The organism is Devosia sp. Root413D1 (genome assembly GCF_001425235.1).
Classification (GTDB): domain Bacteria; phylum Pseudomonadota; class Alphaproteobacteria; order Rhizobiales; family Devosiaceae; genus Devosia_A.
Map to the genome: position 1 here is coordinate 98,465 of NZ_LMEA01000013.1, position 25,710 is coordinate 124,174.

Below are 25,710 nucleotides of genomic sequence, written 5' to 3' on the forward strand. Positions count from 1 at the left end.
GGTACACAATTGGTTATGACGGTTGCGATGCAGCGTCAAGAATTTTATACTGATCGGTAGACAATCATCCGGAAACCCGATTTTGGCAGGCCGCCCCCGCGAGTTCGATCGAGACCAGGCACTGGACCAGGCGATGCGCCTGTTCTGGGAGCGCGGCTATGAGGGCACCTCGGTGAACGACCTGACCGAGGCGCTGGGCGTCGGCAAGCCGAGCCTCTATGCCGCCTTCGGCTCCAAGGAGCAGCTGTTCTACGAGGCGCTCGACCTTTACGTGCGCACCTACGGGCCAACCCTGGGGGACGTGCCCACGGCGCGCGGAGCGATTGAGTCGCTGCTGCGATCCAATGCGGAGACCTACACCGATCCGAACATCCCATCGGGGTGCATGATCGTGCTCGCCGCTGCCGTCGGCCCACCGCAGAACGCCGAGGTCCGGGCGCATCTGGCAATGCTGCGCAACGCCTCGACCGGCTCGTTCGCGGCGCGGATCCGGAAGGGGATAGTCGACGGCGATGTACCCCAAGGCGCCGATGCCGACGCCATGGCGCAGTTCTACACCACGGTGCTGAACGGGCTCGCCCTGCAGGCGCGGGACGGCGCCGGCGGCACCGCCCTTGAGCGTGTCATCGACGGCGCGATGGCCGCCTGGGACGTGCTATCCGTCCCTAGACCAGCGCGGTGATTTCCTTCTTCCGCCACCAGCCGAGATAATAGGTGGCCTGGAAGGTGAGCAGCGCCGTGAAGCTCATGCAGTAGCCCCACCATACGCCCTCGAGCCCGAAGAAGTGGCTGAGCGTCAGCGCCGCCGGGACTTCGACCAGGATGATCGCCGCCAGCGACAGCGCCATCGGGATCCACACATCGCCCGAAGCGCGCATCACCGCCGAGAACACCGAGCCCCAGCCGAACACCAGGCAGCTCCACAACACGATGTGCAGCAGCCGCTCGGCGACCTGCACCACCGCTTCGTCGGTGATGAACAGCCGCACCAGGTGCTGCGAGAAGAGGTAGGCGATCGTCACCAGCGCGCCGGTGACGATGAGGTTCATCAACAGCGCCGTGCGGGTCACCTTCTCCACCTCGTCGAAGCGCCGCGCCCCGATCGCCTGGGCGGCAAAGATCGAAGCAGCGATGCCGATCGACATGGCCGGGAACTGCACATAGCTCAGCACCTGGTTGACCGCGCCATAGGCCGCCGTGGCGTCCGAGCCGAAGCGATTGACAATGCCGACAATGACGATGGCCGAGATCGACGACACCACCATGGCGATGCCGGCCGGGATACCGAGCTTCAGGATCAGCCCGAGCAGCTGGAAATCCACCTTCAGATGCCGGATCAACTCGGCGTCGGGCGCCATCGGGCTCTTCTTGTAGTTGAGGTAGAAGAACAGAAAGATCAGCACCACGACGAAGCCGGCGATGAACGCCACCGCCGCGGCGAGCACGCCGATCTGCGGCAGGCCGAACCAGCCCTGGATCAGCGCCGGCGTGACGACGAGCCCCACCCCGATCGAGAAGATCAGCGTCAGCAGCGGCGTTACCGTGTCGCCGACGCCGCGCAGCGTCGAGGTGATGATCAGGAACAGGAAGAACCCGGGCATGCCGATCAAGACGATCCGGCCATAGGCCGTCGCTTCGGCGACGATGTCGGCGGGCGCCCCGAGCAGTTCCATCAGGTTCTGCGCGAAAAAGCCGCCGAACACCGCGACGACGAGGCCCATGAGGAAACCGACGGTCAGCGTCGTACCGGTGACCTGCTTGATCTTCAGGAGGTTCTTGGCGCCCCACGCTTGGCCGATCAGGATCGCCGCGCCCGAAGCGAGGCCGATCACGAACGAGATGAGGAAGATCATGATCGGGAAGAACACCGAGACGGCGGCCAGCGCCTCCACCCCGATCATCTGCCCGATATAGATATTATTGATAGTGCCCGACAGCGACTGCAGGATGTTGCTGAGCATCAGCGGCACAAGAAAGACGAGGAAACGCTGCCAGAGCGGCCTTGAGAGATTGTTCATCGAGTGAACTCCGAAACCCGTAAATTATGCGACGGCGTTGGGCCCCAAATGACCAGCGGCCGGTCGAGTCGACCGGGTCGCGAGGCGGGCCACTTCACATCTCAGCTGAAGATGCAGGCGGGTCGGAGCACGATGGGGTATGAACGCACGCCGGTTCTCTAGCCCCGCCCCGCGCGCCGGTCAACGTCCGGGCGCTCCTAACCGGCCATGTCGGACAAAGGCAAAAGCAATGACCACCGGCCTCCAGCTGTCGCGCCGCTTCTACGAATCACTGGTCGCGCCAATCATCGCCCGGGCCCTGCCGCAGCTCAGCTATGCCGCTGCTCGGCTCGGTGATGGCTCCGAGGTGCTGGGCTTCGACACCGAGATGTCGGCCGACCACAATTACGGTCCGACCGTGCAGATCATCCTCGATGCCGCGGACGTCGCCCACGCCGACGTGCTGATGGCGGCGCTGGATGCGCAATTGCCCGAACGCTTCGAAGACTGGACCATCAGGTTCGAGAGCGTCGGGCGTCACGTTCGTGCAGATGGCTGGCTCACCTCGGATCACGGCGTCGAGCTGATGACGCTCGAGGCGCTGCTGCGCCGTCAGGTCGGCGCCGGCCTTGGCCCCTGGTCCAATGCCGACTGGCTGCGCTTTCCCGAACAGCGCCTGCTCACCCTCATCGCCGGCGCGGTGTTCCGCGACGATGGCGGACAGCTCGCCGACCTGCGGCAGCGGCTCGACTACTTTCCGCGCGATGTCCGGCTGCTGCGCCTCGCGACCGAATGGGACGCGATCGGCGAGGAACGCGCTTTCGTTGGCCGTACCGGTGAGCTTGGCGATGCATTGGGCTCCCGGGTCATCGGCTCACGCCTCGTCGAACACCTGATGCGCATCGCCTTCCTGGTCGAGCGCCGCTATGCGCCCTACCCCAAATGGTTCGGTAGCGCCTTTGCCCGGCTCGACAGTGCGGCGGTGCTGCAGCCGCTGCTGGCCGAGGCGCTGGAGGCCGCCGACTGGCAGCAGCGCGAAGCCGCCATTGCCCGCGCCGCCGAGCAGCTGGCACAGTTGCAACTCGAGCATGGCATCCCCGGTGCCGTGCCGCCGCGCATCGCCTCCTACTTCACCCGCCCGTTCCAGGTGATCAATGCCGACGCGATCGCTGCCGGCCTCCGCGGCGCCATTACCGACCCGATGCTGCGGCAGCTCCCGGTCGGCGGCATCGACCAGTTGACCGGCATGGTGCCGATCCTGACCGCGCCGGAGCAAGCTCGGCGCCTCATCGCGGCGCTGGTTCCCGATCAGCCGGGCGAATAGCTGCAATCAGCAACTCTCATCTCCCAGGCCCGCCACCTCGTGTAGTCTCCCGCCCATGACCAGACCCATCGCCATCGTCACCGGAGCCGGCCAGGGCATCGGCGCCGCCATCGCCCGCGAGCTCGCCGCTCGCGATTACCAGCTGGTGCTGTTCGCGCGCTCGGAACAGGTCGAGGCCGTTGCCACCGAGCTCTCCGCCACCGCGGTGCGCGGCTCGCTCACCGAGCCCGCCGACCTGCAGCGCCTCGTCGAAACCACTATCACGAAGCATGGCCGCATCGATGCCGTGGTCAACAATGCCGGCCATGTCCCCAGCGGCGATATCGGCGCCATGGCCGATGACGACTGGCAACACGGTTTCGATATGATCGTCTTGAACCCGGTCCGCCTGATGCGGCTGGTGACGCCGCATTTCCTCGCCGCCGGCAAGGGCGCGGCAGTGAACATTTCGAGCTTTGCCGGCAAGTCGCCGGATCTCGCGATGCCGATGTCGTCGGCGCTGCGCCCGGCATTGCAGGCCTGGACCAAGCTCTATGCCGATCGCTACGGCGCCGACGGCATCCGTATGAACGCTGTGCTGCCCGGCTTTCTCGACAATTACGACACCGTCGAAGCCCGCCGCCAGAAGATCCCGGTCGGTCGCTACGGCGAACTCCAGGAGCTGGCGAAGGTCGCGGCCTTCCTCCTCTCCGACGACGCCTCCTACGTCACCGGCCAGAGCCTGCTTGTCGATGGCGGCATGACCCGTGCCATCTGACCTGCAATCGACGGCCTCGATCATTGCGATGAATGGGGTCGATCACCAGATGTCATCACGCCACCGCACCAACCTGATGTAGCGTCCCCGCCCATGCATGCCCCCGCCCCCCATAGCGGACCCGCGCAGTTCTGGCTCGGCGTCCGTATGTTCCTGCCCGTCGCCGTCTCCATTGCCGCCTATGGCGTGGTGTGGGGCGTGCTCGCCGGCCAGGCCGGGTTGAGCGTCCTCGAAGTGGCGCTGATGAGCGGGCTGGTGTTTGCCGGCGCCAGCCAGTTCGTGGCGCTCGATATGTGGACGCCGGGAAACCTGCCGGTGCTGTCGATCGTCATCGCCGCCGGCATCGTCAACCTCCGCATGCTGCTGATGTCGGCGACGCTGCGGCCGCTGGTCGGCCATCTGTCGCTGCCCAGACAGCTGGGCGCCATGTTCTTCGTCTCCGACGAGCAATGGGCGATGACCATGGCCGAGGTCCGGAAGGGCACTGGCAGTGTCGCCTTCCTCATCGGCACCGGCGTCCTCAGCTGGTTCGCCTGGATGAGCTCGACCCTCTGCGGCCGGGTGCTCGGGGCGTTCATCGACGATCCCACCAGGTATGGGCTCGATTTCGCCTTCACCGCCACCTTCCTCGCCTTGCTGCTCGGCATGTGGCGGGGCCGCGGCGACCTGGTGCCGTGGATCATCGGCGCGCTCGCCGCCATCCTCACCTCCAAGCTGATCGAGGGCAACTGGTACATCATCGTCGGCGGCCTGGTCGGCAGCTTTGCCGGCGCCCTTGCCGAGACCATCAGGGAGCGCCGCCATGTCGCTTGAGGCGCTGATTGCCATCCTCGGCATGGCCGCGGTGACCTTTGCCATCCGCGCCGGCGGCCTGCTGCTCGCCAACCGGCTTCCCACCACCGGCTTCGTTGCCAGCTGGATGAAGCACGTCCCGGGCGCAGTGCTGGCCGCGCTGGTTGCGCCCGCGATTCTCGCCGGCGGCGCCGCCGAAGGCATCGCCGCCGCCGTCACCGCGCTGGTCTATCTCGTCAGCCGGAACCTGTTTGCCGCCATGCTGAGCGGCGTGCTGGCGGTCTACCTCGCTCGCCTGGCGCTGGGCGCCTAGGGAACACCGCCGGCTCCTTGCTCGTTGTAACGATAGCAAGGAGGGTCATATGCAGACCATCATCGGACAGTTCGACAGCTACGAGCATGCCGCCGCCGCCGTACATGCCCTGCACGAGGCCGGCATCGCCCATACCGACATCAGCTTTGTCGCCAACACCCCGCCCGACTTCGAACCCGACGAGGTCGGCGAAGGCGCCACCGCCGGCGCCGAGCTGGGCGCCGGTCTGGGCGCCGCCGGCGGCCTGCTGGCTGGTCTCGGCATCATTTCCATCCCGGGCCTTGGTCCGGTGGTCGCTGCCGGCTGGTTGTTCGCCACCGCTATCGGCGCCTTCGCCGGGGCTGGTGTCGGCGCGGCAACCGGTGGCCTGATCGGCGCCTTCACCAGCGCCGGCGTTCCCGAAACCGAGGCCAAGGTGCTCGCCGAACGGCTCGAGCGCGGTGGCGCTATCGTCAGCGCCCGCGTCGACGAAGCCCATGCCGGCCCGGCCGCCGCGATCCTCAGGCACGCCGAGGGCATCGAAGCAGTGCCGCACGGCGAAGAGATCGAAACCGCCGCACAGCAGATCCCCGACGAAGACCTGCCGCCGCCGCGCCGCGACACCGACTACCCCTTCGTGCCGCCGATCGTCTGAGGGAGCGCTGCATCGAGAAAGCTATCGACCAGCGCGTGAAACAGCTGGCGGTCATCGCGGCGGATGAAGTGCGTTGCGCCGGGGACCACAGCAACCTCGGCGCCCAGCGAGCGGATGATCGCCCGGTGACTGGCGGTGATGCCGATGCGGATGGTCCCGGTGATGATCTTGACGGGCACGCCCGCGCCGGCAAGCTCGCCGAGCAGGGTCGGCCAGGCGCGGGTTGGGATGACATCGCCCTGCGCCACCAGCGCGACATCCATGTCGGCCTTCGCCTTTGACCACGCAGCAAGCTCATCCTGCGGCCAGCGCGGAAACAGCTCGGCGATCTCGGCCTGCCGCTCCGCGTCGCTGACGGCCTGCCAGCGCCGGAGTGTTGCGGCAGCGTTTACCGCGACGTCACGATCCTGAAACGGGGTGACCGGCAGCCTCCAGAATGGATCCTCCAGCACAACCGCGCTGACCCGCGAACCCAGGCGGGCAGCGACGGCAGCCGCCGCACTTCCCCCGGCGGAATGCCCGAACAGCACCAGCGGCTGGTCGGCGCCGGAGAGCCATTCGTTGAGGTCGGCGAGGATGTCCTCGACGATGACATCACCCGGGTGGCGCTTCAACAGATCCGCGGTCCAGCGCGACGATTGACCGTGCCCACGCGGATCGATGGCCAGCACGCGGAAGCCGTTGCCGGCCCAGTGCTGTGCAGTGATGGCGAGCGTCGCAGCCGATTCGGCAAGCCCGGGGATGGCGACGATGGTGCCGCGACAGGGAGCGGCCGGATTGAACTCCAACCTATGCAGCACGCTCATCGCAGCGGCTCGGGGAAAGCGAGCGGCCGGCCCTCGACGATCCGGGTGAGTTCGCTGGCGATATGCTCGCCCATGCGGCCAATCTCTGTCCCCATCGATCCGGAGATGTGGGGCGTGAGAAAGACGTTGGGCAGCGTGTGGAGCTCGCTGTCCTCAGACAGCACTTCCGGATGCGTCACGTCGAGAATGGCTTCGATCCGGCCGGCCCTGAGCTCGAGGATCAATGCATCCTGATCAACAATGGCGCCGCGGGAGGTGTTGATCAGCGTTGCGCCGTCGCGCATCAGGCTAAGGTGGCGGGCGGTGATCATGCCGGCCGTCGCGTCGTTGAGCGGAGGGTGGAGGCTGACGATGTCGCTGCTTGCCATCACTTCGTCGAGCGGCACCAGGCGTGCCCCCAGCCGGGCGGCGTCGGCCGGGCTGATGAAGGGATCATAGAGCTGGACCGAGACGCTGAGCCCGCCGAGCCGCTCGATGACCATCCGGCCGATGCGCGACGCGCCGACGATGCCGATGGTCTTGCCGACATTGCCGGCAGCAGGAAACTCCAGTTCCCGGTCGATATGGTCGCGACGGCGCCAGTAGAGGCGACGGGCGCGGAACGTGTCCTTGTTGGCGAGGACGATCATCGCGACGGTGAATTCGGCCACCGGAATGGCATTGATCCAGCCGGCATTGGCGGCCTCGATGCCCCGCTCGGCCGCGCTTTGCGGGAGCAGCGGCGCGGCCTGGCCCCCGGCATGGAGGACATAGCGCAGTCGCGGAGCCGCATCGAGATGCTGGTCGGTGAGCGGTGGGGCGCCCCAACCGGTGATCAGCACCTCCGCCTGGCCCAGGGCGTCAAGCGCCCCGGATGCGTCGAGCGATAGAAAAGGACGCTGATGCAGCGGCGTCGCTCCGGCGCGGCGGAGCACTTCGAAGCCGGGACCGAACAACCGGGCGGCAAGCTCGGGCGGGTTCATGACGGCGATGAAGCCGACGGATGCCTGCGCTCGCTCATCGATGCGTGCGGTCGCTTCGTCATAGGTGAGCGTCATCATTGCCTCGGACCACGTCAAGCTGTGTAACTAGTTACACAGCCAGTAAACAACGACTAGTTCCACACCAACCGAAAGGCAAGCCCGATCAGATGGGGGCAGCCGATCCGCGGCGCATGAAGCGGGTTTGCAGCAACACATCGGCCGCCGGGGCGACACCGAGCGCAATCTCGGCGGCACGCACGCCGACCTCGAAGAAGGGCGGATGCACCGTGGTCAGCCCGGGCGTGAGGTCGGCCACCACCGGCACGTCGTCGAAGCCGATGATCGAGAGATCGTCAGGCAGCGTCAGGCCCTGCCCCCGGGCCGCCCGATAGGCGCCGACAGCAATATTGTCCGTCATGGCCACGATGGCGGTTGCCCCGACCCCGGAACGCAGCAGTTCGTCGACGGCGCGAGCCCCGTCGGCCTCACTGTTGGCGGCGACCCGCACCAGCGCGGGATCGGGCGCAATGCCGTGGCGGACGAGGGCAGCCGTGTAGCCATCAAGCCGCTGCTCGGCCGTCGTCATGCCGCGCGCCTCACCGACATAGGCGATGCGCCGATGCCCCAGGGCGACGAGCTCGTCGACGCCGGCGCCGATGCCATTGCGCTGGTCGTAGTCGACGCTGACGATATCGTCCTGGCCGATGATCGGCGGGCGACCGCAGAGGATCAGCGTTGCGCCGACCTGCGCCAGGTCGCGAGCATAGCCGGCGGCGCGTTCGTCGAAGGCGGCATCGGTTTCGGTGGAGCCGACCAGGAGGACGGCCTTGACCCTGAGCTCGCGCAGCACGCCGATCAGCTCGCGCTCGCGCTGCTCATCGCCTTCGGTGGCGCACATCAGCACCAGGTGGCCGTTCTTGCCGGCGACGCTCTCGACGCCGGCGGCCAGTGAGGCAAAGGTCGGGCCGATCATCGCGCGCACGACAAAGGCGATGGAGCGTGGCCCGCGGCCGGTCATGGCCCGCGCCAGCCCGTTCACCACGTAGCCGAGCTCGTCGGCCGACGCGAGGACGCGTTCCTTGATTGCCGGCTGCACATTGGCGTTGCCCGCAAACACCCGCGACGCGGTCGCGAGGGATACCCGGGCATGCGCGGCGACGTCGCGCAGGTTGACCGGAACCATCCGTCCTGGCCCGCGCGTCCCGCCGCGCGACGGCCTCGGAGCGTTCTCGTTCTCATCCATACCAAGACATCTACAGCCTCCCTTGACTCATGTCGACGCGTCACCTAGCGTGCAAGAAACTAGTTACAGGAACTAGTTTCACACTATGCCGAGGAGAGGCATCGTGCAAGGAAAAGCCGTTGTTCCGGCCACGCGCAGGCGTCGGCCGTCATCGCCGGATGGGCTGGTTCTGCTGCTTCTCGCAGTGCCCGGAATCGCCTGGTTCTCGGTGTTCGCATACGGGCCGATGGCCGGCCTCGTCGTCGCCTTCAAGGATTTCAACGTCCGCGATGGCATCTTCGGTAGCCCGTGGAACGGCTTTGCCAATTTCCGCTACTTCCTCACCAGCGGCGACGCCGTCACCATCATCGTCAACACGCTGTTCCTCAACGCGCTGTTCCTCAGCGCCTCGCTGCTTGCCGGGCTGATCCTCGCGCTCATGCTCAACGAGATCCGCGGCAGCCTCTACCGCCGCTTCATGCAGTCGACGATCTTCTTTCCGTATTTCGTCTCGCCTATCGTTATCAGCATCATGCTGCAGGTGATCCTGTCCGGCGTGGGCGGCAGCGGCGGTGCACTCAACAACCTGCTCAGCGTCATCGATCTGCCGCAGCTCAGTTGGTACACCGAACCCGGGGCGTGGCCCTGGATCCTGACGATCGTCAAGGTCTGGCAGCTGGGTGGCTACACTTCGGTCATCTTCCTTGCCGCCATCACCGCGATTTCTGAGGAGGTCTATGAGGCCGCGGCGATCGACGGCGCGAGCCGGGCGCGCATGGCGCTTTCCATCACCACGCCGCTGCTGCTGCCGACCCTGGGCGTCCTGCTGGTCCTGGGCGTGGGGCGAATCTTCTTCGGCGATTTCGCCACCATCTACGCCATCGTCCAGGACAACGGCATCCTCTTCCCGACGACCGACGTCATCGACACCTACGTCTTCCGCTCCCTGAGGACCATTGGTGACTTTGGCACCACGGCCGCCATCGGCCTGTTCCAGTCGGTCGTCGGGTTTTTCTTCGTCACCGCCGCCGTCCTCGTGCAGCGCCGCTTCCACAAAGAAAGCAGCATCCTATGAGCACGACCGGCTACAACGAGAGCCTTCTCGATCACGAAGCGCGCGAGGCCGACAAGCCGGCCGCTCGCCGCAGGGCTCGCCGCCGTCCCGAGCCGTTCACCGTCGCCAGCCATATCGTCGTGACCCTGTTCGGGCTGTTCTGCCTGATCCCCCTGTGGATGATCATCGCCGGCTCGTTCACCGATGAAACGGTGCTGGCGCGGCAGGGCTACAGCCTGTTCCCTAACCCCTTCTCGCTGGCCGCCTACGAACTGCTGTTCAGCGGCCAGTCCCTGCTTAACGGCTATGTCGCCTCGCTGTTCATCACGCTGGTCGGCACGATCCTGTCGGTCTCCAGCACGGCGTCGCTCGCCTGGGTGATCGCCCGCCGGCTGCCCTGGATCAGCCGCCCGCTCACCGTCTTCGCCTACGTGCCCATGCTGTTCCACGGTGGGCTAGTGCCGCTCTACCTGCTGGTGACGCAGGTGCTCAGCCTCTCCAACAGCTGGTTCGCGGTGATCCTGCCGATCCTCCTGGCGCCGTTCCTCGTCTTCATCACCGTCAGCTTTTTCCGCCAGTTGCCGGAGGAAATCCTTGATGCGGCCCGCATCGATGGCGCCGGCGAGTTGCGCATCTTCTTCCAGATCGTCCTGCCGCTGTCGAAGCCGATCCTCGCGGTGCTGGGCCTGTTCTACGCCGTCACCTACTGGAACGAGTGGTTCATGGCGCTGCTCTTCGTGTCCGACCCGGACAAGTACCCGCTGCAGCTGATCCTGCAGAACCTGATCGCCAACGTGACCAACGCCACTTCGCTGCCTGGCGCAACGGCCGCGCAGGCCGCGGCGCCGGTCTATCAGCTGCGCTTCGCGATGACGGTCCTGACGGTCGGCCCGATCCTGCTCGCCTACCCGTTCGCGCAACGCTTCTTCGTCAAGGGCATCACCCTGGGCGCTACCAAGGGCTAGCGGCCCCCCGAATAGAGCCGCTCACAACAGGAGGAGAATACCGATATGACACGCAACTTCAGTCGCCGACACTTCCTCGCCCTCAGTGGTGCGGCGGGTCTTGGCGCTGCCCTCGCCGGCGGCATGCCGCAGGCCTTCGCAGCGGGCCTGTCGGGCACCTCGCTGACCCTTCTGCCGTCCCAGGCGCCGAGCAACTGGAAAGCGGTGCTGGACAAGGCCAATGCCGCACTCCTCGCCGAGCACGGCTTCACCCTCGATGCGCAGTTCATCAACTGGAGCAATTACGGGCAGCAGTCGCTGCTGAAGTTCACCGCCGGCGCCAGTTTCGATACCGCCCTGCAGGCGCTGTGGCTGAACATGGCGCAACTGCAGCAGAGCGGTTCGCTCGCTGACCTGACCGGTGAGCTCGACAAGTGGCCCAATCTCAAGGCGCAGATCGCTCCCAAGCTGATCGAAGCCAATTCCTGGAACGGCAAGCTCTGGGGCATCCCGCAGGTGAACAGCGCCGGCCGCGTCCAGCATTTCAGCATCCGCCAGGATCTTGCCGAAAAGCACGGCTTCGGCGAGATCTGGGATTTCGATACGCTCGAGCGGTACTTCTACACCATCAAGGAAAAAGAGGACGGCGTGACGCCGTTCGGCATCGGCGCCAACTCGACCTGGGTACTGGCCGTGCCGACCCCGACTGGAATGTTCAACCAGCAGTCGTGGGAAGATCCCACTCGCATGCAATACCTGTTCGCCGGTTCCGGCCTGCGGTTCCTGCTCGCCAAGGATGCGGCCACTACAGGCTCGTCGAAGCCGATCCCGTTCTGGGAAGATGACGGGGTGGTCGCGGCGCTGAGGAAGATCCGCAAGTACCACGAGGACGGCATCATCAATGCCGACCCGTTCAACTCGGATAGCGCGACGATCCAGAGCCAGTTCCAGGCCGGCCGCATCGCCAGCATCTGGTCGATGACCGATGGCCTCGCCAGCAATCAGCTGGTCGGCCTCCGAAAGGCCGTTCCCACCGCAAGCCTCGCCCAGGTGGTGCCGTTCGGTAAACCCCTCAGTGAGGTCAAACCCGTCCAGACCTTCCAGGCCGACAACATGGTGGTGGTGAACGCCAATGGCGGCGACGTCGACCGGGCCCTGGCGCTGCAGGACTGGCTCTCGGTGAAGCAGAACCATGACCTCATCGAGTACGGCATCGAAGGCACCGACTGGGAAGCGGCCGGCGACGACAGCCTGAACCAGCTCAGCCAGTACGCCTTCCCCGGCTACGCGCTGCTGTGGCGTTCAGCCCTCGAGCGCCGCTCGTCGTTCATGACCGAGTCCGAAAAGGCCGTCTTCGACTGGGCCCAGGACTACGACAACTTCGCCACCGACACCTTCGCTTCGTTCATCCCTGATGTGAGCGCGGTCAAGCAGGAGGCGGCGCAGATGAACAACGTCATCATCCAGCACGCCAACCCGCTGTTCCACGGGCTGGCTGACGTCGATGCCCAGTTGGACAAGCTCAAGAGCGCCGCCGACGCGGCAGGACTGAACATGCTGCAGGCCGAAATGGAAAAGCAGGCGGACGCTTACCTCAAGGCTCGGGGGTAGCTGAGGGTCGCCGCTCTCCCAGCCCTATGGCAGAGCGGCCAGCCGGAGGGTGCCGCGCCACCTTGGCACCCTCCGGCTTCTGGCCGTCCGGCCGCAGGCAAAGTCGACAACCTGGAGCGTTTCAGCGCTTCCTGTGCACAGTGAAGCGCTCTAGGTGCTTGATGCCGCGTGAGGCTTGGGCTAGGCAGGTCCCGCTCGGAGTGCCCCTCTGGCGGAATGGTAGACGCGGCAGACTCAAAATCTGTTGTCGAGAGGCGTGCCGGTTCGAGTCCGGCGGGGGGCACCAATCATCTTTCGACGCAAGCGACCGCTGCCCGCTTCGTCTATTGCGGCCTCAGGTTCTCGGTGCCGGTTCCGGGCTGCCCGGCAATGGTCCAGATTCCCTCCATCGAGCCGTCGTCCATCACCTGGTAGATCACCAGCCCGATCGCCTCGCCCATCACGTAGCCGGCCGAGAAGGCGTTGCCATTGCGCATGCAGATGCCCTGCGACGTCGACGGACCCGTGGTCCAATAGATCTCACATGTGGTCTCGCTCGTGAGCACGATCTTGGCGGTGCCGCCATAACTCGAGCCGTCGAGATTGGTGCCTTCGACGGCATAGTCGCCCCCGATACTCTGCGCCAAAGCCGGGCTCGCGAATGCTATCGCCATGCCAGCCAATAGAAACATCCGTCGCATATCACGCCCCTCCGTTTGTCCCTTGACGTCAGACTAAGTCACAGTCCTCTGGACTGACAATCAGGGCCGACGCAGAGTGGCGATCACTTTTGGCGCGGAGGATTCGATGGCGGGAACGATCAGGCTCGGCACGGCCGGCTGGGTGTTCGAGGCCTGGCGCAAGAGCTATTATCCCGACGGGCTGAAGCAGAAGGACGAGCTCGCCTGGTCGAGCGCCCGGCTCGGCAATATCGAGATCAACGCCACCTTCTATTCGCACCAGAAGGCCGCAAGTTTCGAGAACTGGGCCGGCCAGACCCCTGATAGCTTCGTCTTCACCGTGAAGGGCCACCAACTGGTCACCCACATCAAGCGGCTGAAGGATGTCGAGCTTCCGCTCGCCAACTTCTTTGCCTCCGGCGTCATGGCGCTGGGCAAGAAACTCGGGCCGTTCTGCTGGCAGCTGCCGGGCAACAGCAAATACGACCCCGATCGGATGGAGGCCTTCCTCGCTCTCTTACCGCAGTCGCCGGAAGCTCTGGTCGCTCTGGCCGGAAAGACCGATTACGGCAAGAACCCGCCCTATCTCGACGCCACCGGCATCGTCAGGGTCCGCCACGCCATCGAAGTGCGGCACGAAAGTTTCGCCGATCCACGCTTCATCGCGCAGTTGCGGGCCCACAACGTCGCCCTCGTCGTCGCCGATACCGCGGAATGGTCCTACATCGACCAGACCGCCGATTTCTCCTATGCCCGGCTGCAAGGCGCCCCGGGCAAGGAGAGCTATTCGGTTGCCGAGCGCGATGTCCGCGCCGGCTGGCTGAAGGCCTGGGCCGAAGGCAAGCCGGTTGCCGATGCGCCCTATGTCACGGCCGCCGAAGCGAGCCCGCCGCCGCGCGATGTGTTCGCCTTCTTCGTCTCCACCGACAAGGAGCATGCGCCCGACAATGCGCGCGCCGTCATGGCTTCGCTCGGCCTCAGCGGACCGGGCGGCGAGTGACGATCTCGTGAGCGGGCTTAAGTTGACTCGGAGCCCGCTCCCGAGAATATGGCGCGCATCCGAATAGGAGCGTCATCGTGACCACCAGCCTCGCCACCGACCGTCCCCGCCTGCTCGCGACGATCGCCTTCGTCCTCGGCCTCGCGACCATTGCCGGCGCCTGGGGCTCGCAGCTGTTTGGCGGGCTGGTGCCGTGCGAGCTCTGCCTCGAGCAGCGCATGCCCTACTATTGGGGCCTGCCACTGCTCGCGCTGGTCTTGATCCTGTGGCACCGGCTGCCGCGCGCCGTGTGGTATGTCGGGATCGTCCTGGTGCTCCTGACCTTCGTCTGGTCGACCTATCTGGCGGGCTATCACGCCGGCGTCGAATACGGCTTCTGGCCCGGCCCCACCGCCTGCACCGGCACCGGCGTCGATGTCAGCTTCTCCGACCTCACCAATATCAACGCCGCCCGCGTCGTCCCCTGCGACAAGATCCAGTTCAGCCTGTTCGGCGTGACGCTGGCCGGCGCCAACACGCTGATCTCGGCAGTGATCGTCCTGCTGCTCGGCACCGTGCTGCTCAAGGGCCGGAAGGCATAGAGCGCTTTCAGGAAAAGTTGCAGACTTTTCCGGTTCGAAAGCGCGACCAACTAGAGAGACCAGAGCCCTGCCGCTACTGCGTGAGGAAGGCCGTCGCGACCTCGGTGAGGAGCGGTGACTGGATCAGGTTGTAGTGCGTGGTGCCCGGGAGGATAGCCAGCCGGCTGGCCGGGCGCTGTGAGCCGTCGAACCCGGCGTCGCGCTGGCCGCCACCGAGCAGCTTCCAGAACGCCACCATGTGCTCGGGCCGGATCGAATCCGCGTCCGCGAACACCAGCAGCGTCGGGGCCGTCATCGCCTTGACCCGCTCGGTCCAGTCGTACTCGGGCTCGTTCATTTCGCCGGACTTGCGGAACACCCGCTCCCAGTCGACGTCGGGATAGAGCTCTCCGAGGGGTGAACTGGCGAGTTGCTGTCCGTACTCCGCCGCGTGGGCCGGCAATTGCCGGAAGGCCTCGCGGACTTCGGGATAGTCGTCGTCGGTGCGGTAATCCACCGAGACCGACACCAGCTTCTCGACCAGTTCCGGGTGCCGGAATGCCACCTGCAGCGCGACGCCGGCGCCGAGCGAATAGCCCATGAAGCGCGCCTTGCCGATGCCGAGGTGCTGGAGCACAGCCGCAACGTCGTCGGCCATCAGTTCGGAGGACCAGGGCGCGTCGGTGTCCGTACTGAAGCCGTGGCCGCGCATGTGGATGGCGATCACCTTGTGGGTCTTCGCCACCGCGGCGAGCGGCGCACCGAACGTCTGGGACGGGTCGACGCCGCCATGCAGCAGCACCAGCGGCGGACCGTCACCGTGGATCTCGTAGTAAATCTCGGCGCCGCCGACCGGGACCTTGCCCGTGCTGCTGGGGGTGCTCATCGGAATGTCTCCTGCGGTTTGGGCAATGACGGGCGCTGCGACGAGGGCCGCAGCGACAAAGGCGAGGGTCATGAGGGCGCGCCTCAGCATGATAGTCCTCCTGAAATCAGTACGTCGCGAGCTGTCGCTCAAGCTTGTCGAAGGCCTGGTTGGTGCCCTCGAAGAAACCGCCCTCGATCGCGACGGCGAGGTGTGCGGCGCTGTCGAACTCGGCGCGCATGGTGAAGATCGTCTCGTTACCGAGCGCTTCGAACGTGAGGGTGGCCAGATAGCTCGGCGGCGGATTAACCGCTTCGGGCGGGCGCCACGGCCGGTAGACGATGCGTTCTGGCGCGAGGATCTCGACGAACTGGTAGCGCACCGGATGCTCGCTGCCGTCTGGCCTGTGCATGGTGACGTGCCACTCGCCACCGGCACGGAACTCGAGCTTGGTGACAGTGGAGGTGAAATGTTCCGGGCCCCACCACTGGGCAAGCAGGTACGGGTCCTCGAAGGTGCGCCAGACCAGCTGGCGCGGCGCCTTGAGGCGGCGGCTGATGACGAACTCGCGCTGGGTGAGCGGGTCCAAAGCTGTGTCACCGGTCATGGCGCGCCTCAGTTCTTCTTGCCCGTAGGGTCGGTCGCCTGCAGCCGCTCGAGCAGCCCGTCGAGCCGGTTGAGGCTCGTATCCCAGAAGCTCGAGAACTCCTCGATCCAGCCGACGGCTTCGCGCAGCGGCTGCGCTTCGAGCCGACAGGGCCGCAGCTGGGCGTTGCGCCCGCGGCTGATCAGGCCCGCGCCTTCCAACACCTTGAGATGCTTGCAGATCGCCGGGATGCTCATCTCGAACGGCGCCGCGATCTCCTTTACCGACGCCTCCCCATCCATCAGCCGCATCAGGATGGCCCGGCGGGTGGGATCGGCGATGGCGGAAAGGGTGAGACTGAGCTGGTCCGGCTGCACGTCCGTTCCTAACTGATCGGTTAGCTAACTAGATGGTTAGTTACAGCTAGCAAGAGTGAGTGTCAACCACGCTCGCGTGCCCATCGCGGGCGTCGCCGCGCTGATCTCGGCGGCGTTCGCCCTGATGCTCGGCACAGCGCTGGCAAGGGGCCGGAACGCCTAGTCTTCGGGGAAAAGGAGCTGCTCGTGGTCGCGGGCATGATGAAGTACGTGCAGCACCTCCACCCGATCTCCGACGACGCGATAGAAAATGTTGTAGGAACCGACGACCCGCCGTCGTATTCCGCTCGCCTCGTGGCTAGGCAACAGAGCGTAGCGCAAGGCCCTGTCACCGAGCTCTGCTGAGGAGAGACGAAGTTTCCGAACTATCCGGAGGGCCAGTGCCGGACTTTCTTCGCGCAGGAGATCTGCGCTGATTGCCATATCGGCCTCCGTCGGAACCCAACCAATAATAGTTATTGGCGCTACCCGGCGTTCAGCCTCACGGCTCCAGTTCGATGTCCCAGTAGAGGTAGTCGAGCCAGCTCGTGTGCAGGTGGTTGGGCGGGAAAGCCCGGCCGTTATTGTGCAGGTCGTGCACGGTCGGCTGGAACGGCTCCTGCATCGGGAACATCTTGATCTCGCGCGGCAACCGGTTGGCTTTCCTGAGATTGCAGGGCGCGCAGGCCGCGACGACGTTCTCCCAGGTGGTACGGCCGCCCTTCGAACGCGGGATCACGTGGTCGAAGGTGAGTTCGTCCCGGGCGCCGCAATATTGGCACTGGAATTTGTCGCGCAGGAACACGTTGAAGCGGGTGAACGCAGGATGCCGCGCCGGCCGCACGTAATCCTTGAGCGAGACGACGCTGGGCAGCAGCATCTCGAAGCTCGGCGACTTGATCACCCGGTCGTAGTTGGAGACGACGTGGACTCGATCAAGAAAAATCGCCTTGATCGCGTCCTGCCAGGACCAAAGCGACAAGGGATAATAGCTGAGGGGCCTGAAATCGGCGTTCAGCACCAGTGCGGGGCTATTCTCAAGCGACACATGTACCGTCACTTGTCGCCCCCAGATCGGGAATCGCGGCCAGTCATGATCAGCAATATTCTATGCCGACTGTGACACCCCTGTGAAGCGCGATTCGATCAGTCGATTCAGGCGGTTTGCGCCAGCATGAAGGACGTGGCGAAATCGAGCCCGTCCGGCGCGATGCCATGCGCCGTGCCCGACGAAATGTGCAGCGAGACATCGAAACCGGCGGCCGTCAGCTCGGTCGCCGCCTGCCGGCTGAGCCCGGGATCGACCACCTGGTCGAGATCGCCATGGATCAGGGCCACCGGCGCTTTGTCGATCGCCGGGAACCCCTCGGCAGGAACGAAAGCGCCGGAGAACGCCACGATACCCTTGATCGGACGCGGCAACGCCGTGCCGACATGCAGTGCCATCATCGCCCCTTGCGAGAAGCCAACGAGGAAGGTGTCGGCCGGCTTGATGTCGGTCTGCGTCCAGAGATCGGTGAGAAACTCGATGATCACGGGCGCGGCGTTCTTGGCGCCCTCGATGCGGCCGGCGATCCGATCCACCGCCAGCGGGAACCACTCGAAACCGAATGGGTTGCCGGCACAGGGCGTCGGCGCGTTCGGCGCGATGAACAATGCATCGGGCAGCAGCGGCCCCCAGTGGTGGCCGAGCCCGATCAGGTCGCTGCCGTCGGCGCCATAGCCGTGCAGCAAAATCACTGCCTGCTTCGGAGCGCCGCCGCTTTTGGGCGGCAGCATCGGGCCGGAGAGCTTGGCCATCAGATCGACAATCCTTCCTTGTTCCGCACGGCGCGATAGTAGCGCCAGAGCAGCAATGCGGCGGTGGACCGATAGGGCGACCAGCGCCGCGCCATCTCGATCAAGTCCTTCACCGGCGGCTTGCCGTCAAGCCCGAACGCCCACTCGGCCGCCCGCTGCAACGCGACATCGCCGGCGGGAAAGATGTCCGGATGGGCCGCCGAAAACATCAGATAAATCTCAGCAGTCCACGGGCCGATGCCCTTGAGTTTGGTCAGCGCGGCGATCGCCGCGTCGGCCGGCAGTTCGGCGAGATGTGCGAAGTCGACACTGCCCGCCGCGATCGCCTCGGCCAGCCCGCGCAGCGTCCGGTACTTGCCGCCCGACTGCCCGGCGCCCCGGACGGCTTCCTCACTGAGCTTCAGATAACCGACCGGGTCGAGCGCCCCTTCGAGCTGGGCGAAGCGGCCCCAGATCGCATCGGCGCTGGCGGTCGAAACCTGCTGGCCGGTGACGATCCGCGCCAGCCCTTCGAAGCCGCCGGGCGAGCGGCGGATTTCGAATGCGCCGGCGCGCTCGGCAACGCCTCCGAGGCGGGGATCGAGCTCAATCAGGGCGCCCAGCTGGCGCTGCAGCGCCTCCGGCGTATCGAGACGGTCTGTCAAAGAAATATCCTTACGTGCTAGCAGTTTGTCATGCTCAGACCCGTCCTCCGCTTCGCCCCGAGCCCCAATGGCTTGCTGCATCTGGGGCACGCCTATTCGGCGCTGTTCACCTCGGTATGGGCCGAAGCCCTCGGTGGCCGGTTCCTCCTGCGCATCGAAGACACCGACATAACCCGAAGCAAGCCGGAATTCACCGCGGCGATCTTCGAGGACCTCGCCTGGCTCGGCCTCTCCTGGGAACAGCCGGTGCTGCGGCAGTCCGACCGCTTCGCCGTCTATGCGGCAGCGGCCGACCGGCTCAGGGCGCGCGACCTGCTCTATCCCTGCTTCTGCTCGCGCACCGAGCTGGCCGCGCAGTCGAGCGGCGCCGACCCCGATGGCGCGCCGCTTTATCCCGGCACCTGCCGGCACCTGTCGGCAGCCGAAGTGAAACAGCGTTTTGCCGAAGGGCGTACGGCGAACTGGCGGCTCAGGACCGACGACGCCATGGCGCTCACCGGCATGCTGACCTACAGCGTCGCCGGCCCCACCCCGGCGGATCGGCCGCAGATCCGCTATGCCCGGCCGGAGCGCTGGGGCGATGTGGTGCTGCAGCGCAAAGGCACCCCGACCAGCTATCATCTGAGCGTGGTGATCGACGACGATGCGCAGGGCGTTACCCATGTCACCCGTGGTCGCGACATGGAGCCCTCGACCGATATCCACGTGCTCCTGCAGATGCTGCTCGGCCTCACCTCGCCGCTTTATACTTTCCACAAGCTGATCCTCGACACCGAAGGTAAAAAGCTCAGCAAATCGAAAGGCTCCACATCGCTGCGGAGCCTGCGCGAGGCGGGTCGGACCGCGGAGGAGATTCGGCGAGAACTGGGGTTCTAGCCGCTCAACCGGTGCGAGCTGACCCCCACCCTTAATCCCTCCCCGCAGGGGGGAGGGAGACGCGGACTGCGATGTCGGTGTGAGGGTCTCCCTCCCCTTTGCGGGGAGGGGACAGGGGTGGGGGTCCACAGCCACCGGCCTCGGCAACTTAAGCCGCCAGCTTCTCCGCCGCAAAGAATGGCGCCACCGTCGCCGCCACCGCCGCGTCGAACGGCGTGGCAAAATCCGGGCCGAGGATGGCCTCGAGGCGCGCGTCCTTGAGCTCCATCGGGTTCTCCCACAGGTAGCTCATCTTGCTGACCGCCCGCATCAGCGGATCGACGAGGCCCACGACGTTGAACAGCACGCGCGGGAACGTGCCGACCTTGAGCTTCACCGGCGCCGCGGCCACGGCGGCTGCAGCCATCTGCTCGGGCGTCACATAGTTGCCGGCAAAGTGGAAATTCTCGAAGGCGCCGAATTGCTTGCGGTGCCAGGCGAGCTTCTCGAAGGCCCGGCCGACATCCGGCAGATAGGCCCAGGAGTGGCCGACGCTGGGCACGCCCATCATCGCGAACTTGCCTTTCTTCGCCTCGCGCAGCATGGCGAGATCGAACCAGTCGAACGAACTCTCCGGCCCATAGAAATCCCCGGCGCGGAGGATGATTGCCTGGATGTCGCCGCGCTTCGCCGCCGCTTCATAGAGTGCCTCGACCCGCACCCGGATCTCGCCGCGCGGCGTCTGCGGGCGCTGCTTGAGCTGGGGCGTCACCGTACGGTCGGTGGCGGCGTAGTTGTAGATATTGCCGGGGAACAGCAGGGTCTTGCCGCTCTTGCCGAGCGCGGTGATCACCCGCTGGTTCTGTGCTTCCATCCGGCCCTGGTCCCACTGGTGGTAGGGCAGGTTCAGCGCGTTGACCACCACCTCGGTATCGCCAATCGCCGCCCGCATCGCTTCCACATCCTCGGCGTCGCCCTTGATGAAGCGCACCCCTGCTATTGGCTGCTTGTTGGACCGCCCGAACCCGGCGACCTCCCACCCGGCGGCGACGAAGGCCTTGGCAATGTGGTGGCCGACATGACCGTTGATGCCGATGACGATGACTTTCTGCGTGCTCATTTGCCTGGCTCCTTGCTGGTGAGGATCAAGGTAGGCGCAACATCAGCGTTGATGAATTGGACAAGATCGTTACCTTGCCATACAGAATTGAATGGCCTGGAGACACCTAGACCATGCCCGATCCCGACTGGTCGCTGTGGCGCAGCTTTGGCGCCGTCGTCGAACACGGCTCGCTCTCGGCCGCCGCTCGCGCCCTCGGCCTCAGCCAGCCGACGCTGGGCCGCCATGTCGAGGCGCTGGAGCAGGCATTGGGGATGAGCCTGTTCGAGCGGACGCTCAACGGCTTTCACGCCACCGATACGGCGCTGAAGCTCTACGAGCCGGTGCTCGCGGCACAGCAGGCGCTGGCCGAAGCGGCGCTGATCGCGGAGGGGGCGAGCGCCGCGCTCACCGGCTCGGTCCGCATCACCTCGAGCACCGTGATGTGCCACTATGTCTTGCCGCCCTTCCTCAACGACCTGCGCCAAAGTTTCCCGCAGGTGGCGATTGAGCTGGTGCCGTCGGATTCGGCCGAGAACCTGTTGCTGCGCGAGGCCGATATCGCCGTCCGCATGTTCCGCCCCACCCAGCTCGAGCTGATCACCCGCAAGCTCGGCGAAAGCCCGATCGTCACCTGCGCCCACGAAAGCTACATTTTGAGGCGCGGACGCCCGGAACGGCCCGAGCAATTGGTCGAGCACGACCTGATCGGCTTTGATCGCTCCGAGCTGCTGATCGGCGCCGCCCGGCGCATGGGGTTCGAACTGAAGCGCAGCGATTTCATCGTCCGCACCGACAGCCAGACCAATGCCTGGGAACTGATCAAGGCCGGCCTCGGCGTCGGTTTCGCCCAGCAGCTGCTGGTGGCCGAGACGCGCGGCATGGTGCCGCTCTTGCCCGATTTCCGCACGCCGCCCTTGGAAGTGTGGTTGACCACGCATCGCGAACTGTTCACCAGCCGTCGCATTCGTGCCATCTATGACCGACTGGGCGAGGGCCTCAGCCGCTTCCTCGCGAGGACATTATGAACATCACCGGCATCATCACCATCGTCGCGCTCGGCGCGGTCGCCATCATCCTGTTCATGGGGCTGTGGAACATGTTCCGCGGCGGCGACCACAATCTCAGCCAGAAGCTGATGCGCGCCCGCGTCATCGCCCAGGCCGTGGCCATCGTGGTGATCCTGGGGGCCCTCTACTTCTTCGGTCGGGGGAGCTGACCGAAAGCGCTTCGCGCGCCATTCCCGCTGAGCTAGTTTCGACGCCACTGACTCGCGGCGGAACGACATGGTCAAGCTCAACAAGATTTACACCAAGACCGGCGATGACGGCACCACCGGCCTGGTGCGCGGGCCGCGCCGCTCCAAGGCGGACCTCCGCGTCGAGTGCTTCGGCACCGTCGACGAGGCCAACAGCTTCATCGGCATGGCGCGGCTCCATACCGGCTCGATGCCCAAGCTCGACCGGCTGCTGGCGCGCGTGCAGAACGACCTGTTCGACCTCGGCTCCGACCTCGCCACCCCAGGCGCCGATCCGGCCGGGGCACCGCCCTCATTGCGCATCACCGCGCAGCAGACCGAATGGATCGAAGAGCAGATCGACCATTACAATGAAGGCCTGAAGCCGCTGACGAGCTTCGTCCTCCCCGGTGGCACGCCGCTCGCCGTCGCGCTGCATCTGGGCCGCACCGTCACCCGTCGCGCCGAACGCCTGGTGGTCGAGTTGATTGCGGCCGAACCCGACGTCAACAACGCCGTCATGGTCTATCTCAACCGCCTGTCGGACCTGCTGTTCGTCATGGCCCGGGTGGCCAACGCCAACGGCGACAGCGACGTGCTGTGGGCGCCTGGCAAGTTCGGCCACGAGGGGCAGTCGCGCGGCTGATGTTCATTCCGCTGCACGACCGCAACCCAGTCCGGCACATCAGGTTCCCCTATGTCACCTATGGCATCATCGGGTTGAACGTCCTGGTGTTCCTGATCCAGCTGGCGCATGGCAGCGGGCTCAGTTTCGACCAGTTCGCGCTGAGCTATGCGGCCGTGCCGGCCTATTTCCTGCAGCCTGAGGCGCCGGACCGGCTGGCCTACCTGCCCGACGGGCTGACGCTCATCACCTATGCCTTCTTTCATGCCGACTGGCTGCACCTGGGCAGCAACATGCTGTTCCTCTGGGTGTTCGGCGACAACATCGAGGACGCGCTGGGGCATGTGAAGTTCGCGGCGTTCTACCTCGCCTGTGCCGCGCTCTCCGGCCTGATCTATATCCTCTTCGCCATGGGCACCTACACCTGGCTGATCGGCGCCTCGGGCGCCGTTGCCGGCGTCATGGGCGCCTATATCGTCCTCTACCCGCATGCCCGGGTCTATGTGCTGCTGGGCCTCACCATCCCGATCCCGCTGCCGCTGCCGGCGCTCTGGATGCTCGGCGCCTGGGCGGCGGTGCAGCTGTTCTACCTGTTCTTCGGCGGCAGCAGCCCGGTCGCCTGGTCCGCCCATGTCGGCGGATTGATCGTCGGCGCGGCGCTCTGCGTGCCGCTGAAGCGACGCGACGTAGTGCTGTTCGGCGGGCGCTGATCCGTAAACGATTGATTCACGATCGCACCATTCCGACACAGCTTCGGGAAGGTTTCGTTTACGCCCCGGTCATAAAACCCCGGGGATGGACATGGATCTGACATCGCAGCTGCTTGCCGCGCGCTCCGCCGGGACGCAGCAATCCATTGCCATCGCCGTGCTGAAGAAGTCGCACGAGATGGAGATGTCGCTGATCCAGATGGTCGACAGCGTGGCGCGCTCTGCTCCACCGCCCGGCCAGGGGACCAAGGTCGACAAAACAGCCTGACCAGCCGGAGGGGTGTGATGAACCTCGACACATCGATCTATCGCATGGCCTTCCGCGAGGCCGACACCCTCGGCGTGGCGCAGGTGCTCGTCGCCAAGAAGCGCGCCGATCTCGAACACCAGATGCTGCTCAAGCAGATCAACGAAGGCTCCGCCTCCACCGGCGCCGACCTCGAGCGGGCGCTCACCGATATGGAGCAGCGCTCCGACGCGTTTGTCGGCCGCATCATCGACCGCACCGCCTGAACGACTGTTCAGCACCCCGCCTCCCGCCATCCGATCCCTGAACCCCGTCTGAACGGACGGGGCGAAGCGGCGCGCAATTCTGCAAACTGTGCGCTTGCGGGGTCTGTCCCATCGGGGCAGAAGCGACCGCTTTCAGCGGGGGGACACGCTGAACAGGAGATTGGCCCCAATGAGCAAGACGGGCTACGAGAAGATGGTATCGGGCGAGCTCTATGAAGGGCCGGACTGGGACCTGATCGAAATGCAGGTCGAAGCAAGGAAGAAACTCGACCGCCTCAACGCCGTCCCCAACTGGGACATGGCCAACCGCACCGCGATGTTCCGCGACCAGCTCGGCAGCTTCGGCGACAGTTTCGTGTTGAGCCCCATCACCTGGGAATACGGCAAGCACATCCATATCGGCGAGGGTGTGTTCATCAACTTCGAATGCGTCTTCCTCGACGGCGCCGAAGTGCGCATCGGCGACGGCACCGCCATTGCGCCGCGCGTGATGTTTTTGACCGCCGGTCACCCGGTTGACCCGCACGAGCGCGAGCGCCGCGATCCCAAGACCGGCAAGCTGATCGGCGCCCAGTGCATCAACAAGCCGATCAGCATCGGCAAGCACTGCTGGATCGGCGCCGGCACCATCATCGTCGGCGGCGTCAGCATCGGCGACGGCACCACCATCGGCGCCGGCAGCGTCGTCACCCGCGACATCCCCGCCGGCGTGCTGGCCGCGGGTAACCCCTGCCGGGTGATCCGCAAAGCCGACGCCAAGCCGATGCGGCAGGCGGCGAACGCGGCGTAATCGGGTGCTTGCCGCAGGGCATCGGCAGTCGGCAGTAGGCAATCGGCAGTCGCGGCCCGCCACCGGCCGGCCCTCTCCGACTGCCTACTGCCTACTGCCGACTGCCCCTACCGAACCAGAAACGCCTCGACCTCGGTGCGCGACGGCGCGCCGAGCCGGCCGCCGAACCGGGTGCACTTGATCGCCGCGGCCGCCGAAGCAAAAGCGATGACATTGCGCATCGGCCAGCCCTCGAGCAGCCCGACCGCAAACCCGGCATGAAACACATCGCCCGCCGCCAGCGTATCGATCGCTTCGACTTTCGGGGCCGGCGAATGGCGGATCCCGTCCCCCTCGCTCCACCAGCAGCCATCGGCGCCGGCGGTAACCGCAACGAAGCCGCCATGGCTGACTGCGAGCCACCCGGCCGCCTGCTCTGCGGTGTCCGCCCCGGTCACCAGCTTTGCCGCGCTCTCTGATGCCACCACATGCGTCGCCAGCGGCAACAAGCCGTCGAGCACGTCGCGCGCCGCCATATCGGCATCGAGGATCGCCGGAATGCCCGCCGCCTTCGCCGCACCTAGCGCCAGCGCCGCCGCACCCGGCCAGCGCACATCGGTCATCACCGCGTCGATACCACGAAGATCAGGGGCAGCCTCGGGCGGCGCCATCAGCGTGGGATCGTAGCGCGGCACGATCATCGTACTGCCGCTGCGATCCATGAAGATCGAGGAAAAGCCCGAGCGCGAACCGGCGACCCGCCGCACCCGCGAGCAGTCGACGCCTTCGCCCGAAATCTGCTGCACCAGCCGATCGCCCGTCGCATCGTCGCCGGCCGAGGCCCAGAGCGCCGCCTTGCCGCCGAGCCGCACGATGCTCGCCGCCTGCGCCGCCGCCATGCCCTCGGCGACTTCGACCGCATCGAGCGGTATGATCTTGCCCGGCCCATCCGGCAGGCGGTCCAGCCGGAAAATGGTGTCCATGGTCAGGGCACCGACGCAGAGAATCCGGCGCAT

General features: G+C 65.8%; 33 protein-coding genes and 1 tRNA gene. 20 read left to right on the plus strand and 14 right to left on the minus strand.

Annotated features, from left to right (window positions below):
* Positions 1-82: 82 nt before the first annotated feature.
* Positions 83-682, plus strand: a complete 600-nt coding sequence (locus ASC89_RS25675; protein WP_056003363.1) for a TetR/AcrR family transcriptional regulator — start codon at positions 83-85, stop codon at positions 680-682.
* Here the strand turns inward: ASC89_RS25675 and ASC89_RS25680 are convergent.
* Positions 666-2,018 (minus strand): MATE family efflux transporter, encoded by a 1,353-nt coding sequence (locus tag ASC89_RS25680; RefSeq protein ID WP_056003366.1) that lies wholly within the window; start codon positions 2,016-2,018, stop codon positions 666-668. The genes ASC89_RS25675 and ASC89_RS25680 overlap by 17 nt on opposite strands.
* 229 nt (positions 2,019-2,247) lie before the next feature.
* Here ASC89_RS25680 and ASC89_RS25685 point away from each other — a divergent pair, with 229 nt between their 5' ends.
* The 5 genes from ASC89_RS25685 (at position 2,248) to ASC89_RS25705 (ending at position 5,817) form a co-directional block, all read left to right on the plus strand.
* Positions 2,248-3,321 carry a DUF4037 domain-containing protein gene (locus tag ASC89_RS25685; RefSeq protein WP_056003369.1) on the plus strand — a complete coding sequence of 358 codons (1,074 nt, stop codon included), beginning with the start codon at positions 2,248-2,250 and terminating at the stop codon, positions 3,319-3,321.
* Positions 3,322-3,376: 55 nt separating this feature from the next.
* Positions 3,377-4,078, plus strand: a complete 702-nt coding sequence (locus tag ASC89_RS25690; RefSeq protein WP_056003372.1) for an SDR family oxidoreductase — start codon at positions 3,377-3,379, stop codon at positions 4,076-4,078.
* Between the two features lie 147 nt (positions 4,079-4,225).
* Positions 4,226-4,891, plus strand: a complete 666-nt coding sequence (locus ASC89_RS25695; RefSeq protein WP_056003375.1) for an AzlC family ABC transporter permease — start codon at positions 4,226-4,228, stop codon at positions 4,889-4,891.
* The gene (locus tag ASC89_RS25700; protein WP_055886584.1) at positions 4,881-5,183 is read left to right on the plus strand and encodes an AzlD domain-containing protein; all 303 of its coding nucleotides are present in this window, start codon (positions 4,881-4,883) and stop codon (positions 5,181-5,183) included. The genes ASC89_RS25695 and ASC89_RS25700 overlap by 11 nt, the downstream gene beginning before the upstream one ends.
* Before the next feature lie 49 nt (positions 5,184-5,232).
* Positions 5,233-5,817: a hypothetical protein gene (locus tag ASC89_RS25705; protein WP_056003378.1), complete on the plus strand. Its 585-nt coding sequence runs from the start codon at positions 5,233-5,235 to the stop codon at positions 5,815-5,817.
* Here the strand turns inward: ASC89_RS25705 and ASC89_RS25710 are convergent.
* The 3 genes from ASC89_RS25710 to ASC89_RS25720 form a co-directional block, all read right to left on the minus strand.
* Positions 5,790-6,623, minus strand: coding sequence for an alpha/beta hydrolase (locus tag ASC89_RS25710; protein WP_056003381.1), 834 nt, complete (start codon positions 6,621-6,623; stop codon positions 5,790-5,792). The genes ASC89_RS25705 and ASC89_RS25710 overlap by 28 nt on opposite strands.
* Positions 6,620-7,660: a hydroxyacid dehydrogenase gene (locus tag ASC89_RS25715; protein WP_056003384.1), complete on the minus strand. Its 1,041-nt coding sequence runs from the start codon at positions 7,658-7,660 to the stop codon at positions 6,620-6,622. The genes ASC89_RS25710 and ASC89_RS25715 overlap by 4 nt, the downstream gene beginning before the upstream one ends.
* A gap of 88 nt (positions 7,661-7,748) precedes the next feature.
* Positions 7,749-8,768, minus strand: coding sequence for a LacI family DNA-binding transcriptional regulator (locus ASC89_RS25720; RefSeq protein WP_056003387.1), 1,020 nt, complete (start codon positions 8,766-8,768; stop codon positions 7,749-7,751).
* A 163-nt stretch (positions 8,769-8,931) separates the two neighbouring features.
* Here ASC89_RS25720 and ASC89_RS25725 point away from each other — a divergent pair, with 163 nt between their 5' ends.
* From ASC89_RS25725 to ASC89_RS25740, 4 genes are all read left to right on the plus strand, one after another.
* Positions 8,932-9,882, plus strand: coding sequence for an ABC transporter permease subunit (locus tag ASC89_RS25725; protein ID WP_162247997.1), 951 nt, complete (start codon positions 8,932-8,934; stop codon positions 9,880-9,882).
* Entirely contained in the window at positions 9,879-10,826 is a 948-nt protein-coding gene (locus ASC89_RS25730; protein ID WP_056003390.1) for a carbohydrate ABC transporter permease, read from the plus strand. Before ASC89_RS25725 ends, ASC89_RS25730 begins: the two co-directional genes overlap by 4 nt.
* Before the next feature lie 45 nt (positions 10,827-10,871).
* On the plus strand, positions 10,872-12,416 hold the full coding sequence (locus ASC89_RS25735) for an extracellular solute-binding protein (protein WP_056003393.1): 1,545 nt from the start codon (positions 10,872-10,874) through the stop codon (positions 12,414-12,416).
* Positions 12,417-12,618: 202 nt separating this feature from the next.
* Positions 12,619-12,702 (plus strand) — tRNA-Leu (locus ASC89_RS25740).
* Positions 12,703-12,739: 37 nt separating this feature from the next.
* On the opposite strand, the gene ASC89_RS25745 is transcribed toward ASC89_RS25740, so the two are convergent.
* Complete coding sequence (locus ASC89_RS25745; RefSeq protein WP_056003396.1) at positions 12,740-13,096, minus strand: hypothetical protein; 357 nt, start codon at positions 13,094-13,096, stop codon at positions 12,740-12,742.
* A 106-nt stretch (positions 13,097-13,202) separates the two neighbouring features.
* On the opposite strand from ASC89_RS25745, the gene ASC89_RS25750 reads away from it, so the two are divergent.
* Positions 13,203-14,075 carry a DUF72 domain-containing protein gene (locus ASC89_RS25750; protein WP_082533602.1) on the plus strand — a complete coding sequence of 291 codons (873 nt, stop codon included), beginning with the start codon at positions 13,203-13,205 and terminating at the stop codon, positions 14,073-14,075.
* Between the two features lie 77 nt (positions 14,076-14,152).
* Positions 14,153-14,656 (plus strand): disulfide bond formation protein B, encoded by a 504-nt coding sequence (locus ASC89_RS25755; protein WP_056003404.1) that lies wholly within the window; start codon positions 14,153-14,155, stop codon positions 14,654-14,656.
* 73 nt (positions 14,657-14,729) lie between these two features.
* On the opposite strand, the gene ASC89_RS25760 is transcribed toward ASC89_RS25755, so the two are convergent.
* From ASC89_RS25760 to ASC89_RS25790, 7 genes are all read right to left on the minus strand, one after another.
* Positions 14,730-15,521, minus strand: coding sequence for an alpha/beta fold hydrolase (locus tag ASC89_RS25760; protein WP_056003913.1), 792 nt, complete (start codon positions 15,519-15,521; stop codon positions 14,730-14,732).
* 106 nt (positions 15,522-15,627) lie between these two features.
* Positions 15,628-16,107: an SRPBCC domain-containing protein gene (locus ASC89_RS25765; protein WP_056003408.1), complete on the minus strand. Its 480-nt coding sequence runs from the start codon at positions 16,105-16,107 to the stop codon at positions 15,628-15,630.
* An 8-nt stretch (positions 16,108-16,115) separates the two neighbouring features.
* Positions 16,116-16,463: a helix-turn-helix transcriptional regulator gene (locus tag ASC89_RS25770; protein WP_082533604.1), complete on the minus strand. Its 348-nt coding sequence runs from the start codon at positions 16,461-16,463 to the stop codon at positions 16,116-16,118.
* 159 nt (positions 16,464-16,622) lie between these two features.
* Positions 16,623-16,886 carry a type II toxin-antitoxin system RelE/ParE family toxin gene (locus ASC89_RS25775; RefSeq protein ID WP_056003411.1) on the minus strand — a complete coding sequence of 88 codons (264 nt, stop codon included), beginning with the start codon at positions 16,884-16,886 and terminating at the stop codon, positions 16,623-16,625.
* Positions 16,887-16,944: 58 nt separating this feature from the next.
* Positions 16,945-17,502: an HNH endonuclease gene (locus tag ASC89_RS25780; protein WP_055886637.1), complete on the minus strand. Its 558-nt coding sequence runs from the start codon at positions 17,500-17,502 to the stop codon at positions 16,945-16,947.
* A gap of 95 nt (positions 17,503-17,597) precedes the next feature.
* Positions 17,598-18,242, minus strand: coding sequence for an alpha/beta hydrolase (locus tag ASC89_RS25785; protein ID WP_056003414.1), 645 nt, complete (start codon positions 18,240-18,242; stop codon positions 17,598-17,600).
* The gene (locus ASC89_RS25790) at positions 18,242-18,886 is read right to left on the minus strand and encodes a DNA-3-methyladenine glycosylase (RefSeq protein ID WP_056003417.1); all 645 of its coding nucleotides are present in this window, start codon (positions 18,884-18,886) and stop codon (positions 18,242-18,244) included. The genes ASC89_RS25785 and ASC89_RS25790 overlap by 1 nt, the downstream gene beginning before the upstream one ends.
* 30 nt (positions 18,887-18,916) lie before the next feature.
* On the opposite strand from ASC89_RS25790, the gene gluQRS reads away from it, so the two are divergent.
* Positions 18,917-19,762: a tRNA glutamyl-Q(34) synthetase GluQRS gene (gluQRS, locus tag ASC89_RS25795; protein ID WP_056003420.1), complete on the plus strand. Its 846-nt coding sequence runs from the start codon at positions 18,917-18,919 to the stop codon at positions 19,760-19,762.
* 148 nt (positions 19,763-19,910) lie between these two features.
* Here gluQRS and ASC89_RS25800 read toward each other — a convergent pair whose 3' ends face one another.
* Positions 19,911-20,861 carry an NAD-dependent epimerase/dehydratase family protein gene (locus ASC89_RS25800; protein ID WP_056003423.1) on the minus strand — a complete coding sequence of 317 codons (951 nt, stop codon included), beginning with the start codon at positions 20,859-20,861 and terminating at the stop codon, positions 19,911-19,913.
* Positions 20,862-20,974: 113 nt separating this feature from the next.
* Here ASC89_RS25800 and ASC89_RS25805 point away from each other — a divergent pair, with 113 nt between their 5' ends.
* From ASC89_RS25805 to ASC89_RS25835, 7 genes are all read left to right on the plus strand, one after another.
* A complete protein-coding gene (locus tag ASC89_RS25805) occupies positions 20,975-21,868 on the plus strand; it encodes a LysR family transcriptional regulator (protein WP_056003426.1) in 894 nt (297 codons plus the stop codon).
* Positions 21,865-22,059 (plus strand): twin transmembrane helix small protein, encoded by a 195-nt coding sequence (locus tag ASC89_RS25810; protein WP_156384780.1) that lies wholly within the window; start codon positions 21,865-21,867, stop codon positions 22,057-22,059. The genes ASC89_RS25805 and ASC89_RS25810 overlap by 4 nt, the downstream gene beginning before the upstream one ends.
* Before the next feature lie 67 nt (positions 22,060-22,126).
* Positions 22,127-22,723: a cob(I)yrinic acid a,c-diamide adenosyltransferase gene (locus tag ASC89_RS25815; protein ID WP_056003429.1), complete on the plus strand. Its 597-nt coding sequence runs from the start codon at positions 22,127-22,129 to the stop codon at positions 22,721-22,723.
* On the plus strand, positions 22,723-23,412 hold the full coding sequence (locus ASC89_RS25820; protein ID WP_055886662.1) for a rhomboid family intramembrane serine protease: 690 nt from the start codon (positions 22,723-22,725) through the stop codon (positions 23,410-23,412). Before ASC89_RS25815 ends, ASC89_RS25820 begins: the two co-directional genes overlap by 1 nt.
* Positions 23,413-23,503: 91 nt before the next feature.
* Entirely contained in the window at positions 23,504-23,680 is a 177-nt protein-coding gene (locus ASC89_RS25825; protein WP_156384781.1) for a hypothetical protein, read from the plus strand.
* Between the two features lie 17 nt (positions 23,681-23,697).
* Complete coding sequence (locus ASC89_RS25830; RefSeq protein ID WP_056003432.1) at positions 23,698-23,925, plus strand: hypothetical protein; 228 nt, start codon at positions 23,698-23,700, stop codon at positions 23,923-23,925.
* 169 nt (positions 23,926-24,094) lie between these two features.
* Positions 24,095-24,715 (plus strand): sugar O-acetyltransferase, encoded by a 621-nt coding sequence (locus tag ASC89_RS25835; RefSeq protein WP_056003435.1) that lies wholly within the window; start codon positions 24,095-24,097, stop codon positions 24,713-24,715.
* Between the two features lie 107 nt (positions 24,716-24,822).
* Here the strand turns inward: ASC89_RS25835 and ASC89_RS25840 are convergent, their stop codons facing one another.
* On the minus strand, positions 24,823-25,710 hold the full coding sequence (locus tag ASC89_RS25840) for a PfkB family carbohydrate kinase (protein ID WP_056003438.1): 888 nt from the start codon (positions 25,708-25,710) through the stop codon (positions 24,823-24,825).

What these genes read in the sequence shown, in the direction of transcription:
- ASC89_RS25730 (WP_056003390.1), top strand. Translation starts at nt 9,879, where the DNA reads ATGAGCACGACCGGCTACAACGAGAGCCTTCTCGATCACGAAGCGCGC.
- ASC89_RS25735 (WP_056003393.1), top strand. Translation starts at nt 10,872, where the DNA reads ATGACACGCAACTTCAGTCGCCGACACTTCCTCGCCCTCAGTGGTGCG.
- ASC89_RS25685 (WP_056003369.1), top strand. Translation starts at nt 2,248, where the DNA reads ATGACCACCGGCCTCCAGCTGTCGCGCCGCTTCTACGAATCACTGGTC.
- ASC89_RS25695 (WP_056003375.1), top strand. Translation starts at nt 4,226, where the DNA reads ATGTTCCTGCCCGTCGCCGTCTCCATTGCCGCCTATGGCGTGGTGTGG.
- ASC89_RS25750 (WP_082533602.1), top strand. Translation starts at nt 13,203, where the DNA reads ATGGCGGGAACGATCAGGCTCGGCACGGCCGGCTGGGTGTTCGAGGCC.
- ASC89_RS25830 (WP_056003432.1), top strand. Translation starts at nt 23,698, where the DNA reads ATGAACCTCGACACATCGATCTATCGCATGGCCTTCCGCGAGGCCGAC.
- ASC89_RS25800 (WP_056003423.1), bottom strand. Translation starts at nt 20,861, where the DNA reads ATGAGCACGCAGAAAGTCATCGTCATCGGCATCAACGGTCATGTCGGC.
- ASC89_RS25715 (WP_056003384.1), bottom strand. Translation starts at nt 7,660, where the DNA reads ATGACGCTCACCTATGACGAAGCGACCGCACGCATCGATGAGCGAGCG.
- ASC89_RS25835 (WP_056003435.1), top strand. Translation starts at nt 24,095, where the DNA reads ATGAGCAAGACGGGCTACGAGAAGATGGTATCGGGCGAGCTCTATGAA.
- ASC89_RS25710 (WP_056003381.1), bottom strand. Translation starts at nt 6,623, where the DNA reads ATGAGCGTGCTGCATAGGTTGGAGTTCAATCCGGCCGCTCCCTGTCGC.
- ASC89_RS25785 (WP_056003414.1), bottom strand. Translation starts at nt 18,242, where the DNA reads ATGGCCAAGCTCTCCGGCCCGATGCTGCCGCCCAAAAGCGGCGGCGCT.
- ASC89_RS25840 (WP_056003438.1), bottom strand. Translation starts at nt 25,710, where the DNA reads ATGCGCCGGATTCTCTGCGTCGGTGCCCTGACCATGGACACCATTTTC.
- ASC89_RS25815 (WP_056003429.1), top strand. Translation starts at nt 22,127, where the DNA reads ATGGTCAAGCTCAACAAGATTTACACCAAGACCGGCGATGACGGCACC.
- ASC89_RS25765 (WP_056003408.1), bottom strand. Translation starts at nt 16,107, where the DNA reads ATGACCGGTGACACAGCTTTGGACCCGCTCACCCAGCGCGAGTTCGTC.
- ASC89_RS25810 (WP_156384780.1), top strand. Translation starts at nt 21,865, where the DNA reads ATGAACATCACCGGCATCATCACCATCGTCGCGCTCGGCGCGGTCGCC.
- ASC89_RS25700 (WP_055886584.1), top strand. Translation starts at nt 4,881, where the DNA reads ATGTCGCTTGAGGCGCTGATTGCCATCCTCGGCATGGCCGCGGTGACC.
- ASC89_RS25775 (WP_056003411.1), bottom strand. Translation starts at nt 16,886, where the DNA reads ATGGCAATCAGCGCAGATCTCCTGCGCGAAGAAAGTCCGGCACTGGCC.
- ASC89_RS25820 (WP_055886662.1), top strand. Translation starts at nt 22,723, where the DNA reads ATGTTCATTCCGCTGCACGACCGCAACCCAGTCCGGCACATCAGGTTC.
- ASC89_RS25805 (WP_056003426.1), top strand. Translation starts at nt 20,975, where the DNA reads ATGCCCGATCCCGACTGGTCGCTGTGGCGCAGCTTTGGCGCCGTCGTC.
- ASC89_RS25680 (WP_056003366.1), bottom strand. Translation starts at nt 2,018, where the DNA reads ATGAACAATCTCTCAAGGCCGCTCTGGCAGCGTTTCCTCGTCTTTCTT.
- ASC89_RS25745 (WP_056003396.1), bottom strand. Translation starts at nt 13,096, where the DNA reads ATGCGACGGATGTTTCTATTGGCTGGCATGGCGATAGCATTCGCGAGC.
- ASC89_RS25760 (WP_056003913.1), bottom strand. Translation starts at nt 15,521, where the DNA reads ATGAGCACCCCCAGCAGCACGGGCAAGGTCCCGGTCGGCGGCGCCGAG.
- ASC89_RS25720 (WP_056003387.1), bottom strand. Translation starts at nt 8,768, where the DNA reads ATGGTTCCGGTCAACCTGCGCGACGTCGCCGCGCATGCCCGGGTATCC.
- ASC89_RS25690 (WP_056003372.1), top strand. Translation starts at nt 3,377, where the DNA reads ATGACCAGACCCATCGCCATCGTCACCGGAGCCGGCCAGGGCATCGGC.
- ASC89_RS25705 (WP_056003378.1), top strand. Translation starts at nt 5,233, where the DNA reads ATGCAGACCATCATCGGACAGTTCGACAGCTACGAGCATGCCGCCGCC.
- gluQRS (WP_056003420.1), top strand. Translation starts at nt 18,917, where the DNA reads ATGCTCAGACCCGTCCTCCGCTTCGCCCCGAGCCCCAATGGCTTGCTG.
- ASC89_RS25825 (WP_156384781.1), top strand. Translation starts at nt 23,504, where the DNA reads ATGGATCTGACATCGCAGCTGCTTGCCGCGCGCTCCGCCGGGACGCAG.